This window comes from Vibrio sp. M60_M70 (assembly GCF_037162085.1).
Classification (GTDB): domain Bacteria; phylum Pseudomonadota; class Gammaproteobacteria; order Enterobacterales; family Vibrionaceae; genus Vibrio; species Vibrio diabolicus.
This window is the reverse complement of record NZ_JARLUL010000002.1, coordinates 568762-588124: the sequence shown is the minus strand read 5'-3', so window position 1 is coordinate 588124 and position 19363 is coordinate 568762. Positions and strand designations below refer to the sequence as shown.

The 19363-nt window shown below is 46.8% G+C and carries 15 protein-coding genes and 2 pseudogenes; 13 read left to right on the top strand and 4 right to left on the bottom strand.

Going from position 1 to position 19363, the window contains the following annotated elements:
* The first annotated feature begins 88 nt into the window (after window positions 1–88).
* From doeA to P4S59_RS18360, 10 genes and pseudogenes are all read left to right on the top strand, one after another.
* Complete coding sequence (doeA, locus tag P4S59_RS18405; RefSeq protein WP_337168826.1) at window positions 89–1276, top strand: ectoine hydrolase DoeA; 1188 nt, start codon at window positions 89–91, stop codon at window positions 1274–1276.
* A gap of 54 nt (window positions 1277–1330) precedes the next feature.
* Entirely contained in the window at window positions 1331–2338 is a 1008-nt protein-coding gene (gene doeB, locus P4S59_RS18400) for a N(2)-acetyl-L-2,4-diaminobutanoate deacetylase DoeB (protein WP_337168825.1), read from the top strand.
* A gap of 318 nt (window positions 2339–2656) precedes the next feature.
* Window positions 2657–3670, top strand: a complete 1014-nt coding sequence (locus P4S59_RS18395) for a TRAP transporter substrate-binding protein (RefSeq protein ID WP_337168824.1) — start codon at window positions 2657–2659, stop codon at window positions 3668–3670.
* Window positions 3671–3761: 91 nt separating this feature from the next.
* A complete protein-coding gene (locus P4S59_RS18390; protein ID WP_006741393.1) occupies window positions 3762–4241 on the top strand; it encodes an Lrp/AsnC family transcriptional regulator in 480 nt (159 codons plus the stop codon).
* A 155-nt stretch (window positions 4242–4396) separates the two neighbouring features.
* Window positions 4397–5917, top strand: coding sequence for an NAD-dependent succinate-semialdehyde dehydrogenase (locus P4S59_RS18385; protein WP_337168823.1), 1521 nt, complete (start codon window positions 4397–4399; stop codon window positions 5915–5917).
* Window positions 5918–5958: 41 nt separating this feature from the next.
* Window positions 5959–7364 (top strand): annotated as a pseudogene (locus P4S59_RS18380) (aspartate aminotransferase family protein).
* A gap of 87 nt (window positions 7365–7451) precedes the next feature.
* The gene (eutB, locus tag P4S59_RS18375) at window positions 7452–8426 is read left to right on the top strand and encodes a hydroxyectoine utilization dehydratase EutB (RefSeq protein WP_006741390.1); all 975 of its coding nucleotides are present in this window, start codon (window positions 7452–7454) and stop codon (window positions 8424–8426) included.
* A gap of 14 nt (window positions 8427–8440) precedes the next feature.
* Complete coding sequence (locus P4S59_RS18370) at window positions 8441–9400, top strand: cyclodeaminase (protein WP_046875814.1); 960 nt, start codon at window positions 8441–8443, stop codon at window positions 9398–9400.
* Window positions 9401–9456: 56 nt separating this feature from the next.
* Window positions 9457–10233 (top strand): maleate cis-trans isomerase family protein, encoded by a 777-nt coding sequence (locus P4S59_RS18365; protein WP_134645445.1) that lies wholly within the window; start codon window positions 9457–9459, stop codon window positions 10231–10233.
* A 47-nt stretch (window positions 10234–10280) separates the two neighbouring features.
* On the top strand, window positions 10281–10802 hold the full coding sequence (locus tag P4S59_RS18360) for a DUF2058 domain-containing protein (protein ID WP_337168822.1): 522 nt from the start codon (window positions 10281–10283) through the stop codon (window positions 10800–10802).
* 93 nt (window positions 10803–10895) lie between these two features.
* On the opposite strand, the gene P4S59_RS18355 is transcribed toward P4S59_RS18360, so the two are convergent.
* The 3 genes from P4S59_RS18355 to P4S59_RS18345 all read right to left on the bottom strand — a co-directional run bounded on the left by P4S59_RS18355 (window position 10896) and on the right by P4S59_RS18345 (window position 12855).
* Complete coding sequence (locus P4S59_RS18355) at window positions 10896–11510, bottom strand: LysE family translocator (protein WP_006741386.1); 615 nt, start codon at window positions 11508–11510, stop codon at window positions 10896–10898.
* A gap of 79 nt (window positions 11511–11589) precedes the next feature.
* Window positions 11590–11982, bottom strand: a complete 393-nt coding sequence (locus P4S59_RS18350; protein WP_048624767.1) for a ribosome recycling factor family protein — start codon at window positions 11980–11982, stop codon at window positions 11590–11592.
* Window positions 11983–11985: 3 nt separating this feature from the next.
* Window positions 11986–12855 carry a LysR family transcriptional regulator gene (locus tag P4S59_RS18345; RefSeq protein WP_006741384.1) on the bottom strand — a complete coding sequence of 290 codons (870 nt, stop codon included), beginning with the start codon at window positions 12853–12855 and terminating at the stop codon, window positions 11986–11988.
* 105 nt (window positions 12856–12960) lie between these two features.
* On the opposite strand from P4S59_RS18345, the gene P4S59_RS18340 reads away from it, so the two are divergent.
* A complete protein-coding gene (locus P4S59_RS18340) occupies window positions 12961–14217 on the top strand; it encodes an adenylosuccinate synthase (protein ID WP_104973443.1) in 1257 nt (418 codons plus the stop codon).
* Window positions 14218–14587: 370 nt separating this feature from the next.
* Window positions 14588–15652, top strand: coding sequence for an L-asparaginase 2 (ansB, locus tag P4S59_RS18335; RefSeq protein ID WP_337168821.1), 1065 nt, complete (start codon window positions 14588–14590; stop codon window positions 15650–15652).
* A gap of 84 nt (window positions 15653–15736) precedes the next feature.
* Here ansB and ppsR read toward each other — a convergent pair.
* Window positions 15737–16571 (bottom strand): annotated as a pseudogene (gene ppsR, locus P4S59_RS18330) (posphoenolpyruvate synthetase regulatory kinase/phosphorylase PpsR).
* A 251-nt stretch (window positions 16572–16822) separates the two neighbouring features.
* Between ppsR and ppsA the strand changes: the two are divergent.
* Window positions 16823–19195 (top strand): phosphoenolpyruvate synthase, encoded by a 2373-nt coding sequence (gene ppsA / locus P4S59_RS18325; RefSeq protein WP_085343270.1) that lies wholly within the window; start codon window positions 16823–16825, stop codon window positions 19193–19195.
* The last annotated feature ends 168 nt before the right edge of the window (window positions 19196–19363 follow it).

Sequence of the window (19363 nt, the reverse complement as noted above, 5' to 3'; positions counted from 1 at the left end):
CGCAGGTCTGGCTGACCTGGTGGAAGGTAGAAATACCTCAACGTCTCCGAAGGCCCATAAGGCGTCGGATTTTTAACAAGGAGAAAATATGAGAGGCGTTGCTTTGCATTTTACACTGGATGAATTCCAGGACCGATTAACAAAAGTTCGGCAGTCGATGGAAGAACGAGAGTTGGATGTCCTTATCATTCACGATCCTTCTAACATGGCATGGCTGACAGGTTATGACGGTTGGTCTTTTTATGTCCCACAATGTGTCGTTGTAGGATCATCTGGCGAGCCTGTTTGGTTTGGGCGCTGCCAAGATGCCAATGGGGCATACAGAACTGCATATATGTCGGCAGAAAATATCACCTACTACCCAGACCACTATGTAATGAACCCACCATTGCACCCAATGGATTTTCTGGTAGAAGCGGTACTCGCCGCGCGTCTTTGGGATCGCGGCCGTATCGGTGTGGAAAAAGATAACTATTACTTTAGTGCCACCGCTTACGAGTCACTCACCACGCACTTACCGAATGCTCAACTTCTCGATGCAACCGGGCTAGTCAATTGGTGTCGCGCCGTTAAATCTGATCAAGAACTGGCTTATATGTACCGCGCAGCTCGCATTGTTGAAAACATGCATCGCGTCGCGTTCGATATGATCGAGCCAGGATTACCGAAACATCACCTTGTCGCCGAGATTAACCGCCAAGCAGTACTTGGGCATGAAGATCACTTTGGCGATTACACCGCGATCGTACCGCTTTTGCCATCTGGTTCTGATGCTTCTGCACCTCACCTAACGTGGGACGATAGGCCTTTCAAAAAAGGCGAGGGCACTTTTTTCGAAATCGCTGGCGCGCATCGCCGTTACCATTGCCCACTCTCTCGCACTATTTTTCTTGGGGAACCGGACGACAAATTCAAACGTGCAGATGAAGCATTAACTTTAGGTCTCGAAGCAGGCTTAGAAGTCGCAAGACCAGGCAATACTTGCGCCGACATCGCCAACGCATTGAACCAAGTCCTCGATAAAGCAGGATTCTCACGTGAAGGCGCCCGATGTGGTTACCCAATTGGTCTGAGCTACCCACCTGATTGGGGGGAACGAACCATGAGCTTGCGAGACACTGATAAAACCGTATTAAAAGAAGGCATGACATTCCACTTTATGCCAGGGCTATGGTTTGAAGATTGGGGGTTAGAAACCACCGAAAGCATTGTGATCACCCGTGATGGTGCAAAAACACTGTGTGATTTCCCACGCCACTTATTTGTTAAACACTAATTTTTCAAACAGTAAGTTCTGCTGAACTAGGCTTAAGAACAAAAAGGACTCGATATGCAAAAGAGCTCGATCACAGCCACCGTAGACTTTGACCGAGAAGGCGTGCAGCACGGCTTTTTAGCGCTGCCCTATTCCCATGATGACTCCGCTTGGGGAAGCATCATGATACCTATCACCGTGATCAAAAATGGTCACGGGCCAACGGCGCTGCTTACTGGCGGTAATCACGGTGATGAATACGAAGGCATCACCAGCCTGCTAAAATTGGCAAACTCGCTGCAAGCAGAGCAAATCCAAGGTCGCGTCATTATTGTGCCAATGATGAACTTACCTGCGGTACAAAATGCCTCGCGCACATCGTCTATCGATAAAGGGAATTTAAATCGCAACTTTCCCGGAAACCCTGTAGGCTCAGTGACCGAAAAAATCGCGGATTACTTTACTCGTTACTTAGTACCCATGTGCGATTTTGCGTTAGACATTCATTCAGGTGGAAAAACGTTAGACATCGTACCTTTCGCCGCAGCCCATCGTCTCGACAACCTCGATCAAGAAGAAGCATGCATCTTAGGTGCGAAACTGTTTGGCGCACCTTACACCATGATCTTGCTCGAAATGGACGCCACCAGCCTGTACGACACTGCAGTGGAATCTCAAGGCAAAATTTTCGTCACCACAGAGCTCAGAGGTGGCGGAACCAGCACTCCAGAAACCATCGCTTATGCCGACCGAGGTATTCGTAACTTCTTGCGTTTTTCGGGCAACTTATCAGGTGATTACGAAAAACCAACCCTACCAACTAGGTTGCTTGATATGCCCGATGCAAGTTGCTACGTGCAAAGCCAGCACAACGGTATCACCGAATACTTATTTGAGCTTGGCGATACCATCAAACAAGACGATGTACTGGCAAGAATCTATTCAACCGAGCGTACAGGGAGCGACCCAATCGAATACAAAGCGCAGCGCAGTGGGATTTTTGCTGCACGTCGTTTCCCTGCCATGGTCAACATTGGTGACACGGTCGCCGTAATTGCCGAAGACTGTGGCGAATTAAACTAACTCTTACTAGGGCGTATTGACCTTTCGCGGTTAAATTTTGTTCGAGGTAAAATCGTTTTAGGCGCGGCGAAGACTATGCAGCCTAGTCATTCTAAGCAAATGGTCTTCAACAAAGCATAAAACGATTTTAACCGAACCCTTCGGGCAGCCTTTGTGGTTCATTTCTACTGCGTTATCGGCTTTTTATGCAGGCCACCCACAAATCGCTGCAAAAATCAGCTCGAAAGGTCAACACGCCCTAAACACGACACAACATCGGGTCTGGTGTATCACCTGCCGTTGGTGAATTGACTCACAAACTGATTAAGGAAGAAATGGATGAATCCGATGAAACACAGCTACCTAACGAGTGCCGTACTGATCGCTGCCAGCTTTGCCACCAGCAATGTTTATGCAGAGACGTGGAAATTCGCTCTAGAAGAAGTCAAAGGCTCGGTGCAAGATGCTTATGCGCAAGAGTTTAAAAAGCGCATCGAAAATGCAACCGATGGCGACGTCACAGTGGAAGTCTATCCATACGGTACATTGGGTCAGTCAGAAGATCTTACCGAGCTTACTGCGAACGGTATTATCCAATTTACCAACGCATCGCCAGGTATTTTTGGTTCATTCGTGCCCGAAATGCAGGTTTTCTCCATCCCTTACCTTTTGTCGCAAGACAATGATGTGAATAAAAAAGTGCTGAGTTCAAGCCCTACTATCTATGACACACTCGGCGGAAAGCTAGAACAGAAAAACCTCAAACTTCTCACTATGTATCCAGAAGGTGAAATGGTGTGGACGACCAACCGTGAGATTCGTTCTCCAAAAGATTTTGATAACTTCAAAATACGCGTGATGGCATCGCCAATGCTGGTTGAGGCTTATAAATCGTTTGGAGCCGACCCTACGCCTTTACCCTACTCAGAAGTCTATGGTGCTCTGCAACTTAAAATGATCGATGGTCAAGTAAACCCCGTTTTTGCTATCGAAGAAATGAAGTTCTACGAAGTGAACGACTACATGATCTGGGCAGGACAGCAACAATTTACTACGACTGTCATTACCAACAACAGTTGGTTCGAAACCCTTCCACAAGACCGCCAAGATCAGGTCAATAAAGTCATCGCTGGTATGACTGACTTTATATTTGAAAAACAGGATGAGTTTAACCAAAAACGTCTTGAGCAAATTAAGCAAGCAAAACCAGATATGCAGATGATCAAACTCGACAGTGACGAACGTGCAGCATTTGAACAAGCCTCTATGCCAATGCGGGACAAATACATCGAGCTTACAGGCGACAGCGGTAAAGCGGTGCTGAGCTCACTGGAACAAGAGTTCAATCAATAACAGAAAAAGGAGTGGCCTTCGGGCCACCTTATAGCGGTTGACCAGTCATCAACTATTCTGAACTGATTGGTATTTTACAGGGAGACCAATTATGCGCCTCGATCGCTACGACGTAAAAATTCTACAAATACTTCATGACAATGGCCGTATTACCAAATCTCACCTTGCCGAGGCCATTAACCTATCCGTGAGCCCTTGCTGGGAGCGTGTCAAAAAACTGGAAGAAGCAGGCATCATTGAAGGCTACGGGGCAAAAGTAAATACCGATGTTTTGTTCAAACGAACGTCGGTCATGGTTGAAGTTACGCTCAAAGAGCACAGCGCCCAAGCGTTCAAGCGTTTCGAGCAACTGGTTCAACACTCACCAGAAGTCACTGATTGTTATGCCACAGGCGGCGGTGTCGATTACATCCTCAAAATTCAGTCGGAAGATATTGATCAATATCAGCGGCTTATCGACAACTGGTTAGAGTCAGAAGTGGGCATTGAGCGCTACTTTACTTACATCGTGACGAAAACAATCAAACGTGATGCAGGCACATTAGAAGTGAACCAAAACGCCTTGTTCTAAAAGGGAAAACACGCTTAAAAGACAACCAGAAAAATCACCATATCTAACGGTGTGGAAAAGAAAGTTTTGATGGTTTAAACCTCGGCATCAGAAATTATTTCGGTCACTTCTCCATTACAGTTTAACTATGGACAACGACGCTGGGAGAAGGACTCATGACAGCACTGCACAGCTTACATGCTGAGGAATTAAAAGCCTCGCACGACATGATGGCGATAATGAAAGACGTACGTTTGGTGAGAGGTTTAGCGTACGTAAATGGCAAATGGATAAGTGGTGACCAATTTCATCCGGTGGATAATCCAGCGGATGGTACGGTCATCGGCTACATTACCAAGCTATCTCAGCAACAACTCTATCAAGCGATTGATGAAGCCGACCAAGCCTTTCGTCAATGGCGAAAAATGCAAGCAGAAGAACGCGCTGAAATTCTCATGCGTTGGCACGATCTGATTTTAGAATCAAAACAAGATCTTGCTCGTTTGATGGTTATGGAGCAAGGCAAAACATTAAGTGATGCTTTGGGTGAAATCGACTACGGCGCATCCTTTGTTCGTTGGTTTGCAGAGGAAGCACGCCGCAGTTATGGCGAAACCATCCCAAGTCATATTCCGAATGCGCAGCTGTCAACGGTGCGCGAACCGATTGGTGTCGCAGCATTGATTACACCATGGAATTTTCCTAATGCAATGGTCACCCGTAAAGCCGCCGCAGCATTAGCGATAGGCTGTCCGGTGCTTATCAAACCTGCCAGTGAAACGCCTTTCTCCGCATTGGCCTTGGCAGAGTTAGCAGACCGAGCTGGCTTTCCACCTGGTGTATTTAACGTGATCACTGGCGATGCGGTGATGGTGTCACAAACCTTGTGTCACTCCGATAAAGTCAAAGCGCTCTCATTCACAGGTTCAACTCGAGTGGGTAAGTTGCTGCTGCGTGACGCGGCACAAACCGTGAAGAAGTGCAGCATGGAGCTCGGTGGTAATGCCCCTTTCATCGTGCTGCCAGATATGGATGTCGAGCAAGCAGCCAAAGCCGCCGTGGATGCCAAGTTTCAAACCGCAGGACAAGACTGCTTGGCCGCAAACCGTATCTTCGTCCCTGACGATAAGTACGAAGCGTTTTTGGAAGCGTTTGCCAAAGAAATGAACCACATTGTTTTGGGTAATGGTTTAGATGAAAAAACCACCATGGGGCCGCTGATCAATCGCGCTGCGGTGGATAAAGCGCATGATTTGGTGCGTGACGCACTCGACAAAGGCGCGCGATTGGTAGCGGGATACCACCAGCCCGTACCAGGCGAAAACTTCTTCGCGCCAACATTACTGGCCGATGTCACCCCTGATATGGCGGTGTATCGCGAAGAGAATTTTTGTCCTGTGGCAGGCGTGTTGCCTTACCAAGACTTAGATACCGTGATTGAAATGAGCAACGACACTGAGTACGGCTTAGCTGCCTATGTTTATGGCCACGATATTCACCAAATTTGGCGCTGCATGCGTGGTTTGGAATTTGGCATGGTGAGCGTGAACTCCGTCAAGATGACTGGCCACCCTATCCCATTCGGCGGCGTGAAACAGTCAGGGCTTGGACGAGAAGGCAGTCGCCACGGCTTTGAAGAATACAGTGAAATCAAATACTGCTGCTTAGGCGCTTTACCAACCGTCAGTGGCAGTTAAGGCACGAAATATGGATATCCAATTATTCGAGGAGAAGGATCATGAGCAACAAAACCCAACAACTTTTAGAGATCGACCGTCAGAGAGTATTTCATGCCTCAACCCACCTGAAGCAGTATGCGGCTGGGGAGCTTTCGGGAAGAATTATCTCGAGCGGAAGCGGAATACGCATCACCGATTCAGAAGGCATCGAGCTGATAGACGGCTTTGCCGGGTTGTATTGTGTGAACATTGGCTATGGTAGGACTGAAATGGCCGATGCCATTTATGAACAAGCCAAAGAGCTGGCGTACTACCATACTTACGTCGGTCATACCAACGAAGCACTAGTGACACTGTCAGATCGCATCATCAAAATGGCGCCTGAAGGCATGAGTAAAGTCTACTACGGCATGTCAGGCAGTGATGCGAACGAAACTCAACTTAAATTGGTCTGGTATTACAACAATGCTCGTGGTCTACCAGAGAAGAAAAAATTATCTCCCGTGATCGCGGCTACCATGGTTCAAGTATCGCTTCGGGTTCAATGACAGGGTTGCCTCTGTTCCACGCACATTTTGATTTACCGCTTGAGCGCATCAAGCACACCATGGCGCCGTATTACTATCGCCGTGAAGACGAGAGCATGTCTGAGCTTGAATTCTCTCAATATTGTGCGGATCAACTCGAAGCGATGATCTTGGAAGAAGGCCCAGAAACGGTAGCAGCGATGATTGCGGAACCAGTGCTCGGTACTGGCGGTATTGTGCCACCACCAGAAGGATACTGGCAGGCGATCCGCAAAGTACTCGACAAATACGATGTACTCTTGATTGCGGATGAAGTGGTCTGTGGCTTTGGCCGCCTCGGCTCCGATTTTGGCTCACTGCACTACGACATGAAACCGGATCTCATCACGGTAGCGAAAGGGTTAACCTCAGCGTATCAACCGCTGTCTGGCGTGATCGTCGGTGAACGAGTTTGGAGTATGCTAGAAAACGGCACCGACCAATGGGGCGCTATCGGACACGGTTATACCTACTCCGGTCACCCAATGGGAGCGGCAGCCGCGAACTGCAACCTCGATATCATTGAACGTGAAGGCTTGGTGCAAAACGCAGCCGAGGTCGGCGCTTACTTGCAGCAACGCATGGCGGAGACGTTTAACGATCATCCATTGGTCGGTGATACTCGTGGCGTTGGCTTGTTGCATGCGTTGGAGTTTTCTTCAGACAAACTCCGCCGAGCACACTTTGATCCAAACTTGAAAGTGGGTCCGCAAATCGCGGCAGCCTGTTTAGAGCAAGGCTTAATCGCTCGTGCCATGCCACATGGTGACATCCTCGGCTTTGCTCCACCGCTTATCGCGAACCGTAATGACATCGACACTATTGTCGACAAAGCGCACCAAGCGGTCAATAAAGTGATGGATAACCTCGTCACGTCTAAACAGTGGCAGCCAAAATAGCCGCGAATTAACCAACTCAAAAACCTACCAATGATTACCGCCCCCTCTGACCAAATTGGGGGGGGGCGGTCCTAAGAGACGTACTACATGGAAACACAAGCAATCTTTGCCGCAAAGAAAGCGATTAACGGATTAGTCAGTCGCACACCATTACTTCACTCACCACTGTTATCGCAACAATATCAATGTGAAATTTGGTTAAAACTGGAAACACTACAACCTATTGGTGCTTTTAAATTGCGTGGAGCGACTCATGCCATGAACAAACTGAGTGAGGAACAAAAACAACATGGCGTCGTCACTTGCTCTACTGGTAATCACGGCCGTGCCGTGGCTTATGCTGGGCAACGACTAGGAGTCCGCACCGTGATTTGTATGTCCAATTTAGTGCCACAAAACAAAGTCGACGCAATTAAAGCATTAGGCGCAGAAGTTCGAATTGTTGGGCAAGCTCAAGACGACGCGGAGCGAGAAGCATTGAGGCTAACAGAAGAAGAGTCGATGACTTATCTCTCACCATTCGAACACCCAGACATCATCGCCGGACAAGGGACCATTGGACTAGAAATCATTGAAGATCTTCCTGATGTCGACGTCATTTTCGCCGGGCTATCTGGCGGCGGATTGATTGGTGGTATTGGCTTAGCCGCAAAATCAAACAGCAGCAAAGTGAACGTGTATGGCGTTTCCATGGACAAAGGCGCTGCGATGGTAGAAAGCATTAAAGCAGGAAAACCAGTGCAAGTTGAAGAGCACGAATCGTTTGCTGACAGCTTAGGTGGCGGCATAGGTTTAGACAATCGCTATACCTTCAAACTCGTGCAAGAAGTCATGGATAAAGCGTTTTTAGTCAGTGAACACAACATCGCCAAAGGCATGGCAGATATTTTCGATGCAGAAAAATTTGCCGTAGAAGGCGCGGCCGCAGTGGGGCTTGCCGCCATTCACCAGCATCAACTGGACTTACGCGGTAAGAAAGTCGTTTTGGTGCTCAGTGGAAAAAACGTCTCATCAGACACTTTTGAGACGGCGTTAAAAATTGGCCGCCAAGTCAAAGAGTAACCGAGGTCGTGCGAATGAAAATCTATAATAAATCTCAGATAGAGCAAGTAACTCAGTTAGATCTTAATGCGTTAGCGGCCGTGGAAAATGGCTTCAAAGCGCTTGGGCAAGGCAACGTCACTATGCCTCCGATTCTTAGCATGGCAATTGAAGAGCATAACGGCGAAGTGGATGTAAAAACGGCGCATATCAAAGGTAATGAGCGCTTCGCGATAAAAATCAGCCCAGGATTTTTTGATAACCCGAAACTGGGACTACCGAGCCTAAATGGTTTGATGGTCCTCTTTAGCGCGAAAACAGGGCTGGTTGATAGCGTATTGTTTGACGAAGGGTATCTAACCGACATTCGTACTGCTCTCGCCGGCGCTATCTCCGCGAAATACCTGTCGAACTCAGAAGCATCCAAAATTACGGTTATTGGCAGTGGGCTTCAAGCAGAACTACAAGTCGCTGCAATAAAATTAGTTAGGCCAATCTCCCAAGTGAACATCTGGGCAAGAGACAACACAAAATCGCAGGCTTACAAACAACGCATGGAGCAACGATACGATCTATCCGTATCCGTACACTCCTCTATCCAGCAAGCATGCCAAGAAGCCGACATTATTGTCACGACAACACCATCAAAAGAACCTTTGCTGAACTGGGAAGATATCCCATCAGGAGCACACGTGATAGCTATGGGTTCAGACAGCCCTCATAAACGTGAGCTTGCCACCTCGGTCATCCTAAACGCTGAGCATCTGGTGGTTGATCGAATCAGTCAGTCAGAATCACTTGGCGAGCTACGCAGTGTAGATAAACCGCTCACCCGTAGCCTAGTCGAACTTGGCGACATCATTTGCGGCAAGCACCCCTACTCAAGGCGTGTTGACGATGTTTCGGTATGTGATTTAACAGGGACTGGCGTTCAAGACACCGCAATCGCTGACTATACTGCTCAACAACTCACCAGCATTCAATCCACGATGTAACTTATTCCCTGTGACTTTGGCGGTGGGCAACCACCGCACTTTTTGAGGGCCGTAACATGCCAGAGCTCTGTACGTTTCAATCTTTAACCACTCAGTTTGATTTTTCGGCGGATGTCTCCGCTTATCAACGTTCAATCGGACTCATTCAACTCGCGACCGACTATGTGCTAGAAAACGAATGGCGCGAGCATTTACCCGCAGATGTCCGCTTATACACTTCACGCTTTCTCACCACAGGTACTGTCGATCCTCTGCACTTAACAGACATGCAAAACAGTATCCGCGAGTGTGTACGCACCATCGTGCCAATGTGGCCAATCAACGTCATGGCGTTTGGCTGTACGTCAGCTAGTGTGCTCATTGGCTCCGATCAAATCACTGATTTAATTCGTCAAGAGAGACCCGAAGCCATAACAACTAACCCTTGGCAAGCCGCACTGAGAGCGCTTGAACACCATCAAGCTCAAAGAATCGTTATGCTGACGCCGTATACCAATGACGTCAATCACCCACTTTATGAGTCCATGACCGAACATGGCATTGACGTTCTGGCCTTTGGGTATTTCAATCTCGACTACGATCCCCATATCCCAACCATTGGAGGACAAGACGTAGAAAATGCCTTAGCGCAGCTGCTTGAGTCGATTGATTGCACTGTGGACGCGGTATTTATTTCATGCACGAACATGCGAGTCATGCATCTACTGCCTTATTTCTCAAGCCGCTTTGGTATTCCTGTACTAAGCTCCAACCAAGTGATGCTTTGGGACGCATTGCGTTTGCTTGAGTCCGATAATTTCTCCGACGTGTCATCATCGCCCTTTCCTTGCTGATAAGGACTCGCTAAAATGCACAAAATTGCGCACTAACTGGATGAAACATGGCAAAACTTACCCTTCAAGAACAAATGCTGAAAGCTGGCTTAGTTAATGAAAAGAAACTAAAGAAAGCGAAGAAAGGCTCTAAAAAATCACGCGTTCAAGCACGCGAAGTAAAAGCGGCGGTTGAAGAGAATAAACGCCAACAGTTAGAGCGTGATAAACAATTGAGCGAACAGCAAAATGCCGAGCGTTTGAATAAAGAGCTCAAAGCGCAAATCAATCAATTGATTGAGATGAACAAGATCGACTTAAAAGATGGCGATATTAAGTACAACTTCACCCATGGCACCTTGGTTAAGTCACTGTATGTTGATGCTCTCATCCGCGAACAGTTGATTAAAGGCATTCTAGCCATTGCTATTGTCGGTGAAAGCTACGTTGTCATTCCACGCGGAGTAGCAAATAAAATTGCTCAACGTGATGAATCCGTCATCATCGAACAGAAAGAACCAGAATCGGACATTCCAGCAGAAGACGACCCATACGCAGATTTCGTCGTGCCAGATGACTTGATGTGGTAACAACAAACAATAGATGCATCAACGAAAAGAGCCGCTGATGTTATATCAGCGGCTCTTTTTTAATAGAAAAATACGCTACAGAAATGATATGCGTTATTGCTTACTTAGTAGCAAATTCACACCAGATGCGGCTAAAAACAGCGAACATCCGCGATTAAAACGTTTCGCCATCTTTGGATTTGAAAACCAATGTCTAAGGTACAAACCAAAAATCGCGTAAATTGAAATGGCGACCATTTCTAAAATCAAAAACGTGGAGCCAAGGGCAAAAAACTGCTCTTGAACGTTGGCGTTCACATCAACAAACTGCGGCAAAAATGCAGTAAAAATAAGAATCGCTTTCGGGTTACCGGCGGCAAGCGTAAACTCTTGTTTCGCAAGCCCTGCATAGTTGCGTGAGTTAGTTAACTCAGAGATCGGGCTCGATTCAGAACGCCAAAGGTTGAATGCAATCCACAATAGATACAACGCCCCCACCAGCTTTAACGCTAAAAACAGCATTTCTGATGTGTACAAAATCACGGCGAGCCCAGAGGCAGACAGCGCGATCATGCCAGAAAATGCCGTAATACGCCCTAAACTAGCGACAAACGCGGCACGAAAACCGTAACAACGCGCATTATTCATTGCCAATAAGTTGTTTGGGCCTGGAGTCATATTCAGAGCAAAGCAAGCGGGAATAAAAAGGAGGAGCTTCCAAATATCCATGATAAAAAATGGCCTTAATTTTTAGTAATAGCCCGCACCGTAACATTGGCTGCTAGAATGAGTAAATAAAAATTCTACGCTAAAGCATTTCCGCTTCAAACCGAGCTGCTCTGGCTTGCGCAATCGTACAGTGCGTTTCTGTCATCAACTCCGCCAAGGTGATATTTGGGTTTTGCACCACCAACCGAATCAGTTTTTCTTCCAACGGTTCCAGTTTGTCCTGATGAACGGATAACCCTTTCTCCAACTTATTCATCACAAACCTTAGCTCTTCACACTGTCCTGCTTTTAGCTGATCAAGTAACGCTTTTAAGTTCAAAGCTTCTCCAGAAACTTGCCAATGACGAGAACGCCTAACTCGCTTAACGTCACACCCGCAATCCGCCGCAATGACTTTAATGCGTTTAGCATTCTCACCGCCAATGCGATGAATCAGAGAGGGCAGCGAAACAATAATGTCGTCATCTTTCATCCGTTACTCTCCCACCACTGACACATTCTCTCCAACCCAAGTGAGTAGCTGTTTGGCGGCTTTGGAGAGCACCTGATTTTGGCGCACAATGTAGCCGAAATCGGTGTTTGGAAAACTAGGCAAAGGCGTGACTTCTCGGGAAAGCATTAACCTCGGATCAAGAGAGAAATCCGGCACAATGGCGGTCCCAAATCCTGCTTCTGCCCAGTCGATTTGTGCTTCCACACTGCCCACTTCCATCACGCGATGCTTAGGCAGATTTAACTCAGGTAAAGACGCATCTATCAGCTCACGGGTTCGCGTGTCGTGCCCTAGCAGAATCAACGTCTGGCTCTCTTTTCGATTGTCCTGCCACTCAAAAATGTTATCGCCAAACGCACACCAGTGAATTTGCGTGAGAGGCGTAAAATGCAGCGGTTGACTCTCTTTTTGTGCGATAACAAAGCCGATATCGGCACGCGCACTTTTCACCAAATCCACCGCTTGAGAAGACGTGGTATTGAACAATGCCAAGTCGATACCCGGGTATTCACTTTTGAATTGCTGGAACGGTTTGATAAGCAGTAAACGTGAAACGATATCGCTCGCCGCAATAGAAAGCGTCCCCTGCGTAAGATCGTTGATGGCATTGAGATCCGATTGGCAAATTTGCAGCTCATTAAGCATCCGCTGCGCCGTATCTAACAAACGCTTTCCCGCTTGCGTCAACTGCACAGGATTTCGCTCAATCAATTTCGTGCGCGTGGCCTGCTCCAACTGCTTGATATGCAAGCTGACGTTCGGTTGCGTCATGTGCAGTTCCGTCGCTGTTTTGCCGAAATGCTTTACCTCTGCAAGAGTTACGAAGGTTCGCAGCCAGTTCAAATCTAACATTGCCAATTCCGATATGAGATTCTTATCAAGTTAATGAGTATAATTAATTTCTCTTATTATGGCGAACGCCTTAAGATTTTTGCATCTGTTTTTGGAGATTAAATTATGTCGTCTATCGTTGTTGTGGGTGCAAACTGGGGTGATGAAGGCAAAGGCCGCATCGTTGACTTTTTGGCAGAGCAAGCTTCTGCGAGCATTCGTTTCCAAGGTGGTAACAACGCGGGTCATACCGTGGTTAACGACCTAGGTACGTTCAAGCTGCACCAGCTACCAAGTGGCGTTTTCAACCCAGACTGTTTGGCAGTATTAGGTCCGGGTATGGTTATCAGCCCTGCGTTGCTGTCTCAGGAGATTGCGGAAGTTGAAGAAGCGGGCGTAAAAGTGAATATGTGCATCTCTGATCGCGCAACACTGTGTCTACCTCTACACGCACTAGAAGATACGCTAGAAGAACAACGTTTAGGCGACAAAGCATACGGTTCAACTCGTCAAGGTATTGCACCTGCGTACGGTGACCGCGTAATGAAGAAAGGCATCCTTGTTGGTTGGTTGAAGCAACCAGAAGTATTGGTTGAACGCCTTCAATTCATGATGGATTGGAAACTTCCGCAACTGCGTGCGCTTTACCCAACATTCGAGTTTGAACAAACCGCTGAAGAAATGGCGAACTGGTTGCTAGAGGTGTCTGCACCTTGGCGCGATTCAATTTGCAACGTAACGCTTCCTCTAAAAGAACTACAAGCGAAAGACAAAACTCTATTGTTCGAAGCGCAGCTTGGCGCGGGTCGTGACCTTGTTTACGGTGAGTACCCTTGGACAACATCTTCTAACGTTGTATCAATGTACGCGGGTATCGGCAGTGGTCTTCCAGCACTTCGTCCTGAACGCGTTATTGCGGTTGCAAAAGCATTCAGCTCATCAGTAGGTACTGGTACGTTGATCACTGCAATGGAAGAGCAAGATGCTTTCCGAGAACTTGCAGGCGAGTTCGGTGCAACTACAGGTCGTCCGCGCGATATGGGTTACTTCGACGCAGTCGCTACGAAGAATGGCGTTGAACTGCAAGCCGCAACTGAAATTGCACTAACGAAAGTAGACTGTTTGACTGGTCTTAACGATCTGAAAATCTGTGTTGGCTACGAAGGCGACCACAGCGAAAACCCAATCTGGCCTCAAACGGCATCTCTTGCGCCAATCTACGAGAAGATGGAAAGCTGGAGCGAAGACATCACAGGTTGTCGTAAGTTTGAAGAGCTTCCAGTAGCAGCACAGAAATACGTTCTACGCATTGAGGAACTGATGGGCGTACCAGTAAAAATGGTGTCTGTGGGTCCTGGTCGTGAACAAATGATTATGCGATAAGATGTGAATTAACACATCATTGGCAAGCGGCTTTTATCTGTTCCGGGGTAAAGCCGCTTTTTTTTACACTGTAAACTTTGAAGAAGTTGCACTTCTCAATTCGTGTTTAGTAACCTAATCGCGCCTCCCTTCCCTCTTTATTTATCAATCAATAGATTAGAGCATATAACGCATTGTGCACGTTATTAGTACATCTCACTTGTTAAAGAAGCACGTTATTTAAGTTAATTGTTTGAATTAATGTTCTTTAACTGATTGCTTGATCACGATCTTCATCTGCAATTTGTTGAACTAGTGCTCAAAAAATCTAACCCGCTGTTTTTAGGATAGATGAGTTCCCCAACATCCAACCTAATAGCAGGTGATTCCTATGACGAAAAATCTTTTCCGCCTCAGTACGATAACTCTCGGTTTATGCATCAGTTCGTTCTCTTTTGCGCAATCCGATCTTCCGAACATTAAAATCCTTGCCACTGGTGGCACCATAGCTGGAGCAGGTCAATCTGCAACCGAGTCAAACTACACAGCAGGTAAAGTCGGCGTTGAATCATTGATTTCTGCGGTGCCGAGTATGACCAACATTGCCGATATTTCTGGAGATCAAGTGGTCAGTATCGGTTCACAAGATATGAATGATGAGGTATGGCTTAAATTAGCCAAACGCGTCAACGAACTGCTCGCTCAAGATGATGTTGACGGTATCGTCATCACGCATGGTACCGATACGTTAGAAGAAACCGCTTACTTCCTTGATCTGACCGTCAAGAGCAAAAAACCAGTCGTGATTGTCGGTGCAATGCGTCCTTCCACCGCAATGAGTGCTGATGGCCCAGTTAATTTATACAACGCCGTCGTGACAGCCACCGATGAAGATTCTGAAGGGCGCGGCGTGTTAGTCGCGATGAATGACACTATATTCGATGCGCGAGACGTAACTAAAACAAACACCACTTCCGTCAGTACTTTCCAATCACCTAACTTTGGTCCTATCGGTTACATTCATAATAGCGATGCCAAATATCAACGAAGCCCAGAGCGTAAACATACGACAGAAACCCCATTCGATGTATCAAAACTCAACACACTACCTAAAGTAGGCATTGTTTATAACTATGCAAATGCGTCGAGCTTACCAGTCAAAGCCTTTGTGGATGCGAAGTTTGACGGCATCGTAAGTGCTGGTGTCGGTAATGGTAACTTATACCACACGGTCTTTGATGAGTTAGAAAAAGCGAGCAAAGATGGCGTTGTTGTTGTAAGGAGCTCTCGCACACCAACCGGCTCAACCACTTTGGATGCTGAAATTGATGACGACAAATATGGCTTTGTTGCCTCAGGCACACTAAACCCACAAAAAGCACGTATCTTACTGATGCTGTCACTGACTCAAACCAAAAACTATCAAGACATCCAAAAGATGTTCCAATACTATTAAATCATTCTGTGTAAGGCATCTTTAGATGCACAAGAGGAGGAGTTACTCGCCTCCTCTTGCACACGACGATGTTGGTGCCCCTTGTTAACCAAACAAACGGCGCTTCATCCCTGCTTTTTCAAGAATACGCGTGGTGATCTCTTCCACAGAGAGAGAGGACGTATTGATATATGGGATCGCCTCTCTTCTAAACAACGCCTCTACGGTGTCTAGCTCCAGCTTACACTGCTCAGTACTGGCGTAATCACTTCCAGACAAACGATTCTCACGGATTTCAGTCAAGCGCTCGGGATCGATAGTCAGCCCAAACAACTTATGACGATGGATCTCAAACTCAGGTAACAAACGCATCATCTTCACATCTTCCGCAATGAACGGATAGTTCACGACACGCAAACCAAACTGCATCGCCATATATAGGCTGGTGGGGTTTTCCCGCTGCGCGATACTCCCAGCAGGATGATATCGGCTTGCTCCAACCCTTTTAGCGTGATGCCATCATCATGCGCCAATGTATATTCAATGGCCGCGATACGGTCGAAATAGGTATCGGAATCTTTCCCACACTGCGAGAACGCTGCAACTTGGGTTTTGGTGCCATCTGAATGTCGTCTTGCACTTTCTGTACAATGCTTTCCAACACATCGTAGCTGTATGCAGGCGCTTCCAACAGCATTTCACGTACGTCTGGCACCACGATAGAGAAAAACACCAGAGGTTTGACGCCATTGCGTTGGTAGGAAGTTTCAATTTCTTTTACAACGTCAGCAACTTTGTCCTGGCTTTCTACGAACGGAAAGGTTTTTTCGTTAGGAATGAACGGAAATTGACCGAGAACAACATGCCCTAATGTCTCACATGTTATCGCCGTACCGTCAGAAACATAGAACACATCACGACTTTGGTTATTTATTTGCATTTCTGTTTAATTTTTCAAAATCTTTTGAGTAGGATGGTAAACATAATATTAATAAATCAGTTTGGCTTTCAGTTAGGTTCACCACAGCTTTAAAAATTCTTTTGAATTTTTTTCAGCCGGAACGTAATCGTTTGCCTTTGATATCAATCTAAATGAAGCAATATATGGTCAAAGTGTAATAACAGCCAACATGCGATTGTTTAGAGCGATTTAAGTCCCCCTACTAAGCTGCAATGTTTCTGGAGAAAGACATGCAAAAGAACACCCTCTGGTTCAATGGCCTATCCATGGATGATGTCGACAAAGTCGGCGGTAAGAATGCTTCACTTGGCGAAATGGTTTCTAACCTAGCGAACGCAGGCGTTTCTGTACCAAATGGTTTTGCGACAACCTCATACGCGTTTAACCAATTCCTTGACCACGAAGGTTTGGATGAGCGTATTCACCAATTACTTGATGAACTAGACGTTGAGGATGTGGAAGCTCTGCGTAAGACAGGTGCAACCATCCGTCAATGGGTATTAGAGGCCCCTTTCCCTGCGGACCTTGAACAAGAAATCCGTGAAAACTACCAAGAACTGATTGAAGGCAACCCTGAGCTTTCAGTCGCAGTTCGTTCATCTGCTACGGCAGAAGACCTGCCTGATGCCTCTTTTGCTGGTCAGCAAGAAACGTTTTTGAACGTGAAAGGCATCGACGCAGTACTAGAAGCAACTAAGCACGTTTACGCTTCTCTATTTAACGACCGTGCGATCTCTTACCGTGTACACCAAGGTTTCGACCACCGTGGTATCTCGCTATCTGCGGGTATCCAACGTATGGTGCGTTCAGACAAAGCTTCTTCGGGTGTAATGTTTACGCTTGATACTGAGTCTGGTTTCGACCAAGTTGTCTTCATCACCTCTTCATGGGGCCTAGGTGAAATGGTCGTTCAAGGCGCAGTAAACCCTGATGAATTCTACGTTCATAAGCCAATGCTTGAAGCAGGTGAGCACCCGATCGTTAAGAAAACATTTGGTTCTAAGTTGATCAAAATGATCTACTCTGACAACCAAGAGATCGGCAAACAAGTTGATATCGTTGACACTTCTGATGAAGAGCGCAACACGTTCTCATTGAACGACGAAGAGATCAAAGAGCTCGCCAAACAAGCGATGATCATCGAGAAGCACTACCAGCGTCCAATGGACATTGAGTGGGCAAAAGATGGCATCGACGGCAAGCTGTACATTGTTCAAGCGCGTCCTGAAACCGTATGTTCACAAACGGAACAAAATGTGATTGAGCGCTACGAGCTACAAAACAAAGCAGATGTTTTGATTGAAGGTCGTGCAATCGGTCAACGTATCGGTAAAGGTGCAGTACGTTTGGTTGACTCTCTGGACCAAATGTCATTGGTTCAAGAAGGTGATGTGTTGGTTACAGACATGACTGATCCAGACTGGGAACCAGTGATGAAGAAAGCTTCTGCTATTGTTACCAACCGTGGCGGACGTACTTGTCACGCAGCAATCATTGCTCGTGAACTTGGTATTCCTGCAATCGTTGGCTGTGGCGATGCGACAAGCAAACTGACTGATGGCGCAACAGTGACAGTATCTTGTGCAGAAGGCGAAACGGGTTACGTTTACCAAGGTGAACTTGAGTTTGATGTAAAACGCTCTTCTGTTGATGAACTGCCACTACTGCCGACCAAAGTGATGATGAATGTGGGGAACCCAGATCGCGCATTCGACTTTGCTCAGATTCCAAACGAAGGTGTTGGTCTTGCTCGTCTAGAGTTCATCATCAACAAGATGATCGGTATTCACCCGAAAGCATTACTTAACTTTGATGCGCAAAGCGATGAGCTAAAAGCAGAAATTAAACAGCGCATTCGTGGTTACAAAGATCCTATCGATTTCTACGTGAGCAAGCTGACTGAAGGCATCGCGACTATCGCTTCTGCTTTCTGGCCAAAACGCGTCATCGTTCGTATGTCTGACTTTAAGTCGAACGAATACAGCAACTTGGTTGGTGGTAATGCCTACGAACCGCATGAAGAAAACCCAATGCTCGGCTTCCGTGGTGCGTCTCGTTACATTTCTCCAGTGTTTGAAGATTGCTTCGAGTTAGAAACTCAAGCTATCAAGCGCGTTCGTAACGAAATGGGTCTGAAGAACGTTGAAATAATGATCCCATTCGTGCGTACACCAAGCGAAGCTGCATCAGTGATTGATTTGCTAGCGAAGTTTGATCTGCGCCGTGGCGACCAAGGTCTTAAAGTCATCATGATGTGTGAACTGCCATCCAACGCGGTACTTGCCGATGAGTTCTTGAAGTACTTTGACGGCTTCTCGATTGGTTCAAACGACATGACTCAGCTAACGCTTGGTCTGGACCGTGACTCTGGCGACGTTGCTCACCTATTTGATGAGCGTAACGCGGCGGTGAAAATCATGCTGAAAATGGCAATTGACGCAGCAACCAAAGCTGGTAAGTACGTGGGTATTTGTGGTCAGGGCCCATCAGATCATGAAGATTTGGCGGAATGGTTGATGGAGCAAGGCATCAGCTCTGTTTCACTAAACCCAGACACCGTTATCGATACTTGGTTACAGCTCGGTAAAGTTAGCAGCAAGTAACGCGCTAAAAACTTAAGCCCTCACACTCCCCTTGTGAGGGCTTTGTTATTCATACGTCATTTCGCAATCAGTTCGTGATTCCTCTCTCAAGATCGCCATTTAGTCAATTTCATTATCAAAGTCTGATGACCTAGAATGAATGATGTATCGACAACTCCAGAGAGAATT

Coding starts and splice junctions, on each gene's coding strand:
- P4S59_RS18350 (WP_048624767.1), bottom strand. CDS start 11,982: ATGAAAGATGACGACATTATTGTTTCGCTGCCCTCTCTGATTCATCGC.
- ansB (WP_337168821.1), top strand. CDS start 14,588: ATGACGAAAAATCTTTTCCGCCTCAGTACGATAACTCTCGGTTTATGC.
- P4S59_RS18345 (WP_006741384.1), bottom strand. CDS start 12,855: ATGTTAGATTTGAACTGGCTGCGAACCTTCGTAACTCTTGCAGAGGTA.
- P4S59_RS18360 (WP_337168822.1), top strand. CDS start 10,281: ATGGCAAAACTTACCCTTCAAGAACAAATGCTGAAAGCTGGCTTAGTT.
- eutB (WP_006741390.1), top strand. CDS start 7,452: ATGGAAACACAAGCAATCTTTGCCGCAAAGAAAGCGATTAACGGATTA.
- P4S59_RS18385 (WP_337168823.1), top strand. CDS start 4,397: ATGACAGCACTGCACAGCTTACATGCTGAGGAATTAAAAGCCTCGCAC.
- P4S59_RS18365 (WP_134645445.1), top strand. CDS start 9,457: ATGCCAGAGCTCTGTACGTTTCAATCTTTAACCACTCAGTTTGATTTT.
- P4S59_RS18390 (WP_006741393.1), top strand. CDS start 3,762: ATGCGCCTCGATCGCTACGACGTAAAAATTCTACAAATACTTCATGAC.
- P4S59_RS18395 (WP_337168824.1), top strand. CDS start 2,657: ATGAATCCGATGAAACACAGCTACCTAACGAGTGCCGTACTGATCGCT.
- P4S59_RS18370 (WP_046875814.1), top strand. CDS start 8,441: ATGAAAATCTATAATAAATCTCAGATAGAGCAAGTAACTCAGTTAGAT.
- doeB (WP_337168825.1), top strand. CDS start 1,331: ATGCAAAAGAGCTCGATCACAGCCACCGTAGACTTTGACCGAGAAGGC.
- P4S59_RS18340 (WP_104973443.1), top strand. CDS start 12,961: ATGTCGTCTATCGTTGTTGTGGGTGCAAACTGGGGTGATGAAGGCAAA.
- doeA (WP_337168826.1), top strand. CDS start 89: ATGAGAGGCGTTGCTTTGCATTTTACACTGGATGAATTCCAGGACCGA.
- P4S59_RS18355 (WP_006741386.1), bottom strand. CDS start 11,510: ATGGATATTTGGAAGCTCCTCCTTTTTATTCCCGCTTGCTTTGCTCTG.
- ppsA (WP_085343270.1), top strand. CDS start 16,823: ATGCAAAAGAACACCCTCTGGTTCAATGGCCTATCCATGGATGATGTC.